General features: G+C 53.8%; 8 protein-coding genes and 1 pseudogene. 8 read left to right on the top strand and 1 reads right to left on the bottom strand.

Translation table 11 applies throughout. The features are described 5' to 3' along the window. The 8 genes and pseudogenes from G463_RS23345 to G463_RS23940 form a co-directional block, all read left to right on the top strand. Positions 1–248 (top strand): hypothetical protein (locus G463_RS23345; protein WP_211227431.1); only part of this gene is annotated, 248 nt, incomplete at its 5' end. Between the two features lie 545 nt (positions 249–793). Further along, the gene (locus G463_RS0115895; RefSeq protein WP_026975944.1) at positions 794–1,234 is read left to right on the top strand and encodes an NUDIX domain-containing protein; all 441 of its coding nucleotides are present in this window, start codon (positions 794–796) and stop codon (positions 1,232–1,234) included. Positions 1,235–1,437: 203 nt separating this feature from the next. Next, positions 1,438–1,641: a helix-turn-helix domain-containing protein gene (locus tag G463_RS0115890; RefSeq protein ID WP_026961623.1), complete on the top strand. Its 204-nt coding sequence runs from the start codon at positions 1,438–1,440 to the stop codon at positions 1,639–1,641. A gap of 1 nt (position 1,642) precedes the next feature. Further along, a complete protein-coding gene (locus tag G463_RS24115) occupies positions 1,643–2,521 on the top strand; it encodes a bifunctional DNA primase/polymerase (RefSeq protein WP_051322376.1) in 879 nt (292 codons plus the stop codon). Further along, a complete protein-coding gene (locus G463_RS0115880) occupies positions 2,511–3,914 on the top strand; it encodes a DUF3987 domain-containing protein (RefSeq protein ID WP_026975943.1) in 1,404 nt (467 codons plus the stop codon). Before G463_RS24115 ends, G463_RS0115880 begins: the two co-directional genes overlap by 11 nt. Before the next feature lie 1,063 nt (positions 3,915–4,977). Further along, on the top strand, positions 4,978–5,466 hold the full coding sequence (gene brxF / locus G463_RS0115870; RefSeq protein WP_026975942.1) for a BREX-3 system P-loop-containing protein BrxF: 489 nt from the start codon (positions 4,978–4,980) through the stop codon (positions 5,464–5,466). Positions 5,467–5,503: 37 nt separating this feature from the next. Next, the gene (locus G463_RS0115865) at positions 5,504–9,235 is read left to right on the top strand and encodes a DUF6079 family protein (RefSeq protein WP_026975941.1); all 3,732 of its coding nucleotides are present in this window, start codon (positions 5,504–5,506) and stop codon (positions 9,233–9,235) included. Between the two features lie 9 nt (positions 9,236–9,244). Continuing rightward, positions 9,245–9,844 (top strand): annotated as a pseudogene (locus G463_RS23940) (hypothetical protein); the annotation flags it as partial. Positions 9,845–11,186: 1,342 nt separating this feature from the next. Here the strand turns inward: G463_RS23940 and G463_RS22540 are convergent. Then, a partial coding sequence (locus tag G463_RS22540) for a transposase domain-containing protein (protein ID WP_169725491.1) occupies positions 11,187–11,366 on the bottom strand: 180 nt, incomplete at its 5' end.

Genomic DNA, 11,366 nt, shown 5'->3' with positions numbered 1-11,366 from the left:
CCGTCCAAGCGCAGTTCGGCAAACCGAGTGCGCCACAAAGCGATGGTTACACCGGTTCCAAGACCGGCTTTAACCATTTGCTGATTGGTCCATCCATCCGCCGCTCGGAGCACAATTTGCGCTCTGCGGACCAGTTTTTGTGGAGTAGAAGGGGAACGGACCCACTGTTCCAATTGGTCACGTTCATCATCAGTGAGTGTAATTTCAATCGCTCGTTTACCCATGCCATGATATTACCACAATGGTAAACACCACTGTATATTTATTTTAGACTCGTGACACTAGTCACCCAAAGAGGTGTTCTTGCGATTTCTGAATGATAAGGGTCGAGTGATGAAGGCAGGGTTGGCAAACAGGACGTGTACGCGTTGTGTACGCATGATGAACGCCATTCCTCGGGAATGTGGTGCCATTCCGTCGGTAATAAGTACGGTGATGGGGCGGACACGTAAGAGATGGAGACCCCATACGAACGATGGATCGAACGAATGTACGGTATTGAGAGCCGTCCTCGAACATTGACAAGGAAGACAAGTTCCCCACTTTTCATCGCGACGCACGTGACTGTAAAATTAAAAAAAAAAAAGTAAATGTGGACTTTCAACTGAACCGGGATAGGGTAGCTAGGGTTCCGCTTCGTGCCGGGAGCGCGAAGGTCTGCGACCGAGGGCTACATGTCCGGCTTGTGTCGCCGGATGCACCTATTGGCACAAAAGGCCCGAGGGGGAAGGTTCAGCGCACTGTCATGCGCTGATCTCCTCTTCGGGCCATTTTCATGCGGGAGGTTGGGGGAATGAATCGGATCGACGAGATTCGCCCTGGTGTTGCCATGATCATCTTCGACCCGCGCGGGCGTGTTCTTCTGCAGAGGCGAGCCGACGTCGGGCTGTGGGGCATTCCGTCAGGACATGTTGAGCCAGGTGAAACGGTGGTGAATGCGGCAGTCCGGGAGGTCCTGGAAGAGACAGGGTTGCGAACGCGCGTAAAAAGACTGATTGGGGTATACTCCGATCCCCAATCTCAGGTATTTAAGTACACAAACGGTAGAGTTGTCCACTTTGTGACCGTCTGCTTCGAGATGGCGATTGTGGGCGGAACCCTCCACAGTAATTCGGGGGAAAGCCTGGATGTGCGGTTTTACCCCGTCGATGCATTGCCCGATGATATTCTTCCGATGCATCCAAGATGGTTGGAGGACGCTTTGGCCAAATCGGGTGCCCCGTTTGTCCGCTAAGCGCACGGAAGAGAAAGTGAATGGCCCCTGTGCTTCCGACGAGGGCGCGGGGGCTTACAAGTCTTTCTGGTGATTGTGTGGGTCAATGGGTTGGGTTTTTGTCAAGTCTCTGAGAAACGAATTTTGTTGAAGTGCAGAACTGAACGACGTGTGTTCGGGCGAGGTGCGATAATGTACCCAGACATTCATGGAGGTGATAGTGAATGGTACGCCGGTTGCTCACGATGACGGAGGTTGCAGAGATCTGTGGAGTGTCAGTCAGTCGCGTGTATGAACTCGCCCGCGAAGGGTTGATCCCGGTTGTTCGGCTGGGTCGGCAACTGCGCGTGGATCCGGAACAACTGGAGCGTTGGATCCAAACGGGTGGCAAAGCTTATCCGGGTGGTTGGCGTCGGGAGGCGAACTGAGATGGTACAGAAAGAGAGCCCAGCTGGAACTGGGCAAAGCAACTCTAATGTAAACAGTGTATCACACAGGGTGACGGTCTGGCAGTATGCGGTCAGGTACGCCCAGCTGGGGTGGCTGATGTTTCCGTGTCAAGCAGGGGGCAAGCGTCCATTGACCTGTCATGGGTATAAGGATGCAACCACAGACCTGGAGCGAATTAACGAGTGGGCTCGCGCATACCCCAATGCCAACCTTGCCGTTGCCACTGGTCGAGTCAGCAAGGTGTGGGTGCTCGACATCGACCCTCGGCATGGCGGAATGGTGAGTTGGCGGAAGCTCGTCGCAGAGCATGCAGGAATGACACCTACCTGGTGTGTACGTACGGGTGGGGGCGGTTGGCACCTGTATTTCCGCTACCGTCACGATGCTCCAATTGGATGTGGTGTCGGTACTGGGTGTTTGCAGGGGATCGATTGGCGTGGCGACGGGGGATACGTCCTGGTTCCCCCGAGTCGTACGGAGCGGGCTTATACGTGGGTGGTTGGACCTGCGACTGCCTCCGTCGTTCAGGCACCCAACTGGTTGATTGATTTGCTCTCTTCCTCAAAGTCAATCGTTGGCGAGAGTGTCCAATTTGATCCTTCGGGCACCGATTCGCGGTTGAACAACCTTCGGGCCATTGCACAGGGCGTCTCAGAGGGAGGGCGTAACACTGCCGCAAGCCGTCTATGCGGATACCTACTGCGTCATAGGGTCGATCCGTATATCGTACAGTCCTTGATGATTGCGTGGAATTTCCAAAATCGACCTCCCTTGCCGCATAACGAACTGCTACGTGTGGTAGACAGCATCGCGGTTCGGGAGTTGTTTCGGCGCCAGGGTGAGACGTATGTCCGTTAAGGGAGGCATTGCTCGTCTGGCGGAGTACGAACGCCGTCGCGGTTCGGGGCTTTTGCGTGGGGACGACGTCATGCCGTTACCTCGGCATGACGTACCTCCCTTTCCGGTCGACGTTTACCCGGCTCCACTGCAACAACTCGTTTGGGAAACCGCCGAATCGATCGGCTGTCCACCCGATTACATTGCGGTGCCCATGCTTTCCATCGCGGGTACATGCATTGGTGCAAGTCGGGTTGCCCAGCCAAAGAACGATTGGGTGGAAGGGGCACGGATCTGGACGGTCGTCGTTGCTCGTTCGGGTTCGGGCAAGACGCCGGCATACAAAATTGCTCGACAACCGCTTGATGTCATTCAACACGGATTTGACGAGGAATGGAAGCGTGAGAAGAGAGCAAGAGCAGGTGGATCGGAAGCGGAGGTGGAAGCGCCAACTTCAAAGGAGATATTTACAACCAATTCCACGGTCGAAGCGTTGCTGGAACTCCTGGCCGAGAATCGTACCGGTATTCTCTACTATGTAGAGGAATTTTCGGGATTTGCACTGTCCTTGAATCAATATAAGGGCGGACGTGGATCGGACAAGGCGGTTATTTTGAGTCTTTGGAGTGGAGAGCCGGTTAGGTATGCCCGGAAAAGCTACCGCCTCTCAATCTCCAATCCATTTCTGTGCATCACGGGTGACATTCAGCCTTCCAGATTGACAGAACTAGCGAATGAATTCACACTTCACGACGGATTTGCACAGCGGTTCCTGGTGTCATTTCCCGATGAGGTTCAGTCACGGGCGTCGGAAGCTGTGGTGTCAGAGATGTCAAGGCGCGCGTGGATGGATACCTGTCAGTACCTAATTCAAAAGGGCGAAGGTGCGAAAGAGTCGCGACCACAGAAAATGGAGTTTTCGCCATCCGCGCGGGAGAGGTGGATGGAATGGCGTTCACAGCACGTTGCTGAACGGAACGACCCAGATTTGCCGGATGACTTGCATTCGTGGTACGCGAAATTGGATACTTATGCGATTCGCTTGTCTCTTGTACTACAATGTCTGCGCGAAGCGACGGGTGAATGTCGAAATTTGGAGATTGACGAGGTAGCAGTATCACATGCAATACGCTTGGTGGAGTATTTTAAGGCGCACACGGGCAAAGTCTATTCACAGTTGACGTTGCCTTTGCAGAGTGAGCGCGTGAAACGGGCTGTGGACTGGATCCAGCGACACGGAGGTACTGTGGATACGCGCGATCTCCAGCGGGCAAATGTTGTTGGTGTGAGACGGGCTTCGGAGGCCAGGCAGTTGATCTTGGACATCGCGGATCACGGCTACGGAGTGGTTTCAGAGGGACCGCGAGGAGCTCTGCAAATCACGATTGTGACCCCACCCGACATTCCGACATAACCGACATTGTTGGACATGCAGTCCCGCTGGGCAATCTGCGACGCGTATGAGAACAGATGTTCGATCCGACACAACCCGACAATAGCTCCCGGATGTAGAGAATCATGTCGGGTTGTGTCGGAGCCATGGGGATGCTTTCGGCATTGGAGCGAGCCTCTATAGACTTGGATTCTTGAGCATGTGTCGGTATGTCGGGAATGTCGGTGATATGTCATCGGGACGTACGTGATTGACATCGCGGTTTGAAGAAGCATCTCGAACCAATAATCAGGTGAGAACCAATAATCAGGTGATCAGTACGGAGGAATAGCCGGATTGCGTTTATACGAATCCTCTCGTGGTCAAGCCCGGAGGATGGTCAGTACCTTTGAATCCGTGTCCACACATCAATCGCCGATTCGCAAGCGGTACTCATCCTTTACCCGCTCAAATTCTTGACATCGCCTTGGTTGTTTGAGGCCAAACGCTTGACCGCATCCACGATTTTGCGCGTTGTCATTTTGTCTATCCGTTTCAGGTCACGCAGGGAATGAGGTGGCCAATGACCGATTCATAGTCCAATTCCCGTTCCAGTTTTTGTGGTCAACACGTCACATGTCTTCAATTCCCTTCGTGCTTGTTCAGCTCCCGCCCTTTCCTCCTCCGTCTCGGGTTCAACGTCCGACGGTGCTGAAATTCGTTTCTTTCAAAAGTGGATCTTCACCGAGTTCGCGCAGACTCCTTGGTAGCGCAGTGCCGGAGCCACCTCACTCTCTTGCAACTGGTCAATCAATCGATCCGATTCTTCCCGCTCCACACACGGATGTTCCACCTTGTTATACGCTCATGTTTTAACACCATAATATCCGCAAGCACCTGAGCAGCGTAGGGGAACAGTCAAGTGCGTCCAGCAGGTTCGGGCCAAGTTCACTCCATGTCTCATGACAAATAACCCCAAGATGTTTCCTCTCAGAAAGGATTTTCACGATAAGTGATGAATTGATTCACGAGGCTTGTCGAATGTCGCGGTATGCCGTCATGACAAGATTGTTGGTTAGGTCGTTGTGCGACGGGAGGACGAGCAATGGATGGAGTCATAAACGAGGATCTCATGTTGAAGATTGAATATGCGAGGTCCTTATATTACCGCCTCGTCCTAGTTGTGGGCCCTGTGGGCAGCGGCAAGACCTCGACGCTGCGGGCTCTTGAAGATGCGATGTCCGTGCCGTTGATCAACGTCAATCTTGAGTTGTCTCGCCGAATGCTAGATCTGACCGCACGTCAACGTGCCCTGCGTCTACCACGGCTCTTGGATGAAATTGTGGCAGCGGCCGCTGAAGGCAAAGCTGCGGCCGACGTGGTTCTGTTGGACAACATCGAGATTCTTTTCGATACGCGACTCAAACAGGATCCTTTACGTATCCTTCAAAGGTTATCACGGAATCGAACGGTGGTTGCTTCATGGAACGGCGTGGTGAGTGAGGGTTTCCTCACTTATGCCGTCCCGGGTCACCCGGAATTCCGTCGATATCCTATACACGATATATTGATCGTGAGTCTTGTAGCGTCTTGACAAGAACGAGTTGCGTCGTTGTGAGGAGTTGTGTGACATGCGATATTCTGACGTCATTCAGTTCGAGCCCATTGAGACAGTTGTTCAGTTGCGCGATGCTGATGAAGCCGTGGCTGCCCGTCACTTAGTTAGCAGCTATGTCATCTCAAACGAGATGGCTGACAAGCTGATTAACCTCGTGATTCCTCAGCTTCAGTTTTATCAACCCGTAGAGAATAAAGGGCTTCTTATCGTTGGGAACTACGGGACCGGAAAATCCCACCTGATGTCGGTAATTTCCAGCATCGCCGAACACGAAGAGTTGGTGGATGCTTTGTCACATGATGGAGTGGCGCGGGCAGCACGCGTAATTGCCGGCAGGTTTAAGGTGATCCGCATCGAGATTGGTGCGACGACCATGTCGCTCCGGGAGATTCTGGTTGGGGAACTGGAGGAACATCTGGCAACCATGGGAGTGAATTACACCTTCCCGTCTGCCGGTGAGGTCGTGAGCAATAAACCAGCGTTTGAGGAAATGATGGCTGCCTTCCACCAGGAGTATCCTGATCACGGCTTGCTCCTGGTGGTGGACGAGTTGCTGGACTATCTCCGCACCCGCAGAGATCAAGAACTGATTCTTGACCTCAACTTTCTTCGTGAGTTGGGCGAGGTCTGTAAAGACCTGCGCTTTCGCTTCGTGGCTGGTGTACAGGAGGCCATTTTCGACAGCCCGCGTTTCGCTTTCGTAGCCGATAGCATCCGCCGGGTTCAAGCCCGCTTTGAACAGATCCTCATCGCCCGAAATGATGTGAAGTTCGTCGTCGCCGAGCGTCTGCTCAAGAAGACCGGCGAGCAGCAAGCTAAGATCCGCGAATACCTCTCGTCGTTTGCAAAGTTTTACGGTTACATGAACGAGCGGATGGACGAGTTCGTCCGCCTATTCCCCGTCCATCCTGACTACATCGATACATTTGAGCGCGTCACAGCGGTGGAAAAGCGGGAAGTGCTGAAGACCCTTTCCCTCACCATCAAAAAACTTCTCAATGAAGATATTCCTGTAGACCGTCCCGGATTGGTCTCGTACGACAGTTACTGGGAGACATTGAGGAGTAATCCCTCAGCCCGCACGATTCCCGATGTAAGGGCCGTGATCGATTGCAGCCAGGTGTTGGAGTCACGTGTTTCACAGGCATTCACTCGGCCAGTATACAAGCCCATGGCCATTCGCATTATCAATGCACTCTCGGTCCACCGCCTCACTACAGGTGATATCAATGCTCCTCTGGGAGCGACGGCGGAAGAGCTCCGCGACGCCCTTTGCCTGTACCAGCCCGGCATCGAGGAGCTTGGCGGTGAACCTTCGGAAGATCTTTTAACGCTGGTCGAAACCGTTTTGAAGGAAATCCAGAAAACGGTCAGCGGACAATTCATCTCGCAGAAAGCCGATAATCGCCAGTGGTTTTTGGATCTCAAGAAAACGGAGGACTATGACGCGCTCATCCAAAGGCGCGCAGAAAGTCTGGACCACGCTGTTCTCGATAGGGCCTATTACGAAGCACTTCAAATTGTGATGGAAAAAAAGGACCAGCCAACCTATGTGACTGGTTATCGTATCTGGGAACACGAGATAGAGTGGCTTGAACGGAAGGCGGCTCGACAGGGTTATCTGTTTTTTGGTGCCCCCAACGAGCGGTCGACCGCCGTGCCGCCCCGCGATTTTTATGTCTATTTCATTCAGCCATTCGACCCACCATACTTCAAGGACGAGAAGAAGGCAGATGAAGTGTTCTTCCGTCTCAGGGGCATGGATGACGAGTTTCGTCAGAAATTGAGTCTTTACGCTGCGGCACTGGATCTCGCTTCTACATCGAGCGGTCATGCAAAGGCTACCTATGAATCAAAGGCCTCCGGCTTTCTCCGCGACCTGGTGCGATGGCTGCATCAGCACATAACCGATGCCTTGGAGGTGACTTATCAGGGACGCACTAGGCCGCTGGTGGAATGGGCCACGGGCAAGTCAACCCGTGGGTTATACGGCATTACCACTCACGAGCGCATCAACTTTCGCGACCTTGTGAACACCATATCAGGGCTAGTCCTGTCCGGACACTTTCAGAACCAGGCGCCAGAGTATCCTTGTTTCTCGGTGCTTATCACAGGGGATAACCGCGAACAGGCAGCCCAGGATGCGTTGCGAACCATCGCTGGGCAGAGCCGCACCAAGCAGGCTACCGCTGTCCTCGATGCCCTGGAGCTCCTAGATGGGGACAGACTCGACCCGCACCGTTCAAGGTACGCACAGTATGTCCTAAACGTTCTCGGGAAGAAGGGGCAGGACCAAGTGGTCAACCGCTCTGAGTTGATCCAGGACGTCTTCGGGGTCGAGTACCTTGCGCCGCAGACCTTGCGTCTAGAACCCGAATGGGCTGTTGTGGTTTTGGCCGCGCTGGTTTACTCCGGCGATCTGGTGCTCTCGATTCCCGGCAAGAAGTTCGATGCGACGGGGCTGCCGGATTTGGCCGCGACTCCGATGGACGAGCTGGTCAACTTCAAACATATCCAGCGGCCCAAGGACTGGAATTTGCCTGCCCTCAGGGCCTTGTTCGAGATACTCGACCTCGCGCCGGGCATGGCGCAGCTTGTCACGCAGGGCAAGGAAGAACCCGTCCAGGAGCTCCAGAAAACCGTTGCAGCAGTGGTGAACAAGCTAGTCCTGGTTCAGCAGAGCCTACCAACCGGACTGGTATTCTGGGGCAAGAACCTGCTTGGTGAAGAGGAGGCCTCGAGGCTGCGCCAGCGGCTTGACCAGACTAAGAGTTTCCTGGAATCACTCCAAGCATACAATTCGACCGGTAAGCTAAAGAATTTCCGCTACGATGCGCAGGAGGTGAAGAGCCACGAAGATGGCATCAAGGCCCTGAAGCAAATCGAGTCCTTGCAGAATCTGGTGCGTGATTTGGGCGCGGTAGCCTCCTATCTTACCGCTGCCGAGGCGGTGCTCCCTGCGGATTACGAATGGGTGGAACGGATGAGAGCGACTCGAGACGAAGTGCTCGCGGATGTATGCGACCCAGCCAAGCGCACCTCTGTTGCCGTCAGGGTGGAGAGCTTGCGCAAACTCACAGACCTCAAGAAAGCCTATGTACACGCCTATCTTAACATGCACACTCGGGCTCGATTGGGTGTGAACGAAGACAAGCGCAAGGTAGAGTTGTTGAAGGACGAACGACTTGAAACTCTTAAGAAATTGGCCACCATCGATCTCATGCCGCGTCAGCGCTTGGCCGATTTCCAGAACCGCTTGGCCGGATTGAAGAGCTGCTTCGCCCTGACTGAGCAGGACCTCGACGCCTCGCCTGTCTGTCCGCATTGCTCTTTCCGGCCAGCGGCGGAGGCGCCAGTCGCTTCTGCGGCACCATTGCTCGATCAACTGGACACGGAGATGGACAAGCTGCTCGACGACTGGACCCAAACTTTGCTTGCCAACTTGGAGGACCCGACCACTCGCGGGAATCTCGATCTGCTGAAGCCCGAACTCAGAAAGTTGGTCAACGCTTTCCTTGAGGAGCGCAAGCTGCCTGATGAGCCGGGGCACGAGTTCATTCATGCCGTGCAGGAGGTACTGTCCGGTCTGGTTAAGGTCACCGTGAAAGCCGAAGACTTGCGCGCAGCCCTTCTCAAGGGGGGCTCACCCGCCACGCCAACGGAACTGAAGAAACGCTTTGAGGAATACATCGATACTCTCACCAAGGGAAACGAACCAGGCAAGGTTCGAATCGTACTCGAGTGATAGGAGCGGATGATAGTGAGCACCAGCGATAACCAAAAAAGCCTTTTTGATCTGGAACCGAACACCAAGTCGCAAACCCCGGTCGAATGCCTTGGAATGGCTTTTGAGAATGACGAGGCGAGGCGAGAGTACTTCATGCGTCTATTTCGCCAAGGGCTGGAGGAACTACATGCCAAGCTCGGCGGTGTGACGTTCACGACAGTTGAAGACGCCTTGGAGCGACTTCAGTCGATCGAGAAATGGCCGATGGGGGAAGAGGAGCGCCTACGCGACCTGGCCAAGCGTATGGCGACTGCCCATCAAGAGGAGCCCAACAAAGACCTGCTTCAACTCTGGAAGGACGAGGTCGGCTTCCCGCATGGTAATGTGGAGGACATTCTGTACCTCTCCGATCCGCCGTATTATACGGCTTGTCCCAATCCATTCATTAGGGACTTCATCAAGCGCTACGGCGGGCCCTATAACCCGGAGACCGCTCCTTACCATCGCGAACCCTTTGCGGCGGATGTGAGCGAGGGGAAGAATGATCCGATCTACAACGCTCACTCCTACCACACCAAGGTGCCACACAAGGCGATCATGCGCTACATCCTGCATTATACCGAGCCAGGCGATGTGGTCTTCGATGGATTCTGTGGCACTGGTATGGCCGGAGTCGCTGCGCGGTTTTGTGGTGACCGCAAGGCGGTGGAATCGCTAGGATACCATGTGGACGAGAATGGAGTTATCTATCAGCAAGAAACGGACGAAAATGGTGAGACGGCCTGGGTGCCATTCTCAAAGATTGGAGAAAGACGTGCAATTCTGAACGATCTCTCTCCAGCAGCCACGTTCATCGCATACAACTACAATACACAGATCGACGTGCGGATATTCGAATCGGAAGCCAAGCGCATCCTGAAAATATTGGAAGACGAATGCGGTTGGATGTACCAAACGCTCCATGAACCCACCGATGAGCAACTTCAGGAAGCTCTGTCGCAGCTTGAGAAACTACCGATTCAAAATTCTGGTGGACTCAACACGAGCCTGCCCTGGGGTCGAATTAACTACACCGTGTGGTCCGATGTCTTCATTTGCCCAGAGTGTGCCGGCGAGGTGGTCTTTTGGGAAGCAGCGGTGGACAAAGAGGCTGGGAAGGTGCACACCACATTTCCCTGTCCCCACTGCAGTGTCAACCTTAGCAAGCGCAGTATGGAACGCGCGTGGGTGGCCAAGTACGACAGGGCCATTGGCCAGACCATCCGCCAAGCCAAACAGGTGCCGGTGCTAATTAACTACAATGTAGGTAAAAGGAGATTTGAAAAGAGCCCAGACGCGTTCGACCTAGCCCTGATCGAGAAGATCGAACAAATGGACATTCCTTACTGGTTCCCAACCAACAGGATGCCGGATGGCTACAACACTGAACAACCCAAAGTGTCTCATGGTCTTACACACGTGCACCATTTTTACACGAAGCGGAATTTGTGGTCGTTGGCTAGTTTTAATGCCCAAAGGCGTGGAACTACTCTTGATAAGCGGTTTGTCCCAATACTCACTGGCGGTTTGCTAGGGTTAACCAAACTGCAAAGGTTTAAACCCAAGACAACATTTCCAAACATGATCCTTAGTGGGACATTGTATGTTGGGTCACTGGTCAGGGAATGGAATGCTTATCAATGGCTAAATGGGAAGCTGCGTTCTTTTAAAAGCGCTCTTTCCCATAGAAATACTTCGGGGTTAATTGCATCTCAATCAATACACCAAATCTCTTTCCGAGAGGCATCGGTCGATTACATCTTTACCGATCCGCCGTTTGGCGGAAATCTTATGTATTCTGAGCTCAACTTTCTCTGGGAATCCGTAAGCGTCAAACCCCTCACACCTTGCGCTTCTCCAGACTTCGTGCGAGAGTCATGCACAGCAACAATCAGCCCCGCCAGGGAACCCAGCGGGGCGATTTCTCATGCTATGCTTTTTTCCCGCGCCTGCGGATCCGTTCCGGCAGGCGGTCCGACCACGGGAGTAACTCATCCATCGCCGCCCGGTCGTCCGTTCGGATGTTGGGCAACCGCTCGAACAGGTATTCCAGGTACAGATACGGGTCCAGCCCGTTCTCCTTGGCTGTCTCCACCAGGCTGTAGGCAAT

The organism is Alicyclobacillus contaminans DSM 17975, from assembly GCF_000429525.1.
Lineage (GTDB): Bacteria > Bacillota > Bacilli > Alicyclobacillales > Alicyclobacillaceae > Alicyclobacillus_A > Alicyclobacillus_A contaminans.
This window is presented reverse-complemented; position numbering and strand designations above follow the sequence as displayed.

Excerpts from the sequence above, each read along its gene's own strand:
- G463_RS0115895 (WP_026975944.1), top strand. The coding sequence starts at position 794 with ATGAATCGGATCGACGAGATTCGCCCTGGTGTTGCCATGATCATCTTC.
- G463_RS0115890 (WP_026961623.1), top strand. The coding sequence starts at position 1,438 with ATGGTACGCCGGTTGCTCACGATGACGGAGGTTGCAGAGATCTGTGGA.
- G463_RS24115 (WP_051322376.1), top strand. The coding sequence starts at position 1,643 with ATGGTACAGAAAGAGAGCCCAGCTGGAACTGGGCAAAGCAACTCTAAT.
- G463_RS0115880 (WP_026975943.1), top strand. The coding sequence starts at position 2,511 with ATGTCCGTTAAGGGAGGCATTGCTCGTCTGGCGGAGTACGAACGCCGT.
- brxF (WP_026975942.1), top strand. The coding sequence starts at position 4,978 with ATGGATGGAGTCATAAACGAGGATCTCATGTTGAAGATTGAATATGCG.
- G463_RS0115865 (WP_026975941.1), top strand. The coding sequence starts at position 5,504 with ATGCGATATTCTGACGTCATTCAGTTCGAGCCCATTGAGACAGTTGTT.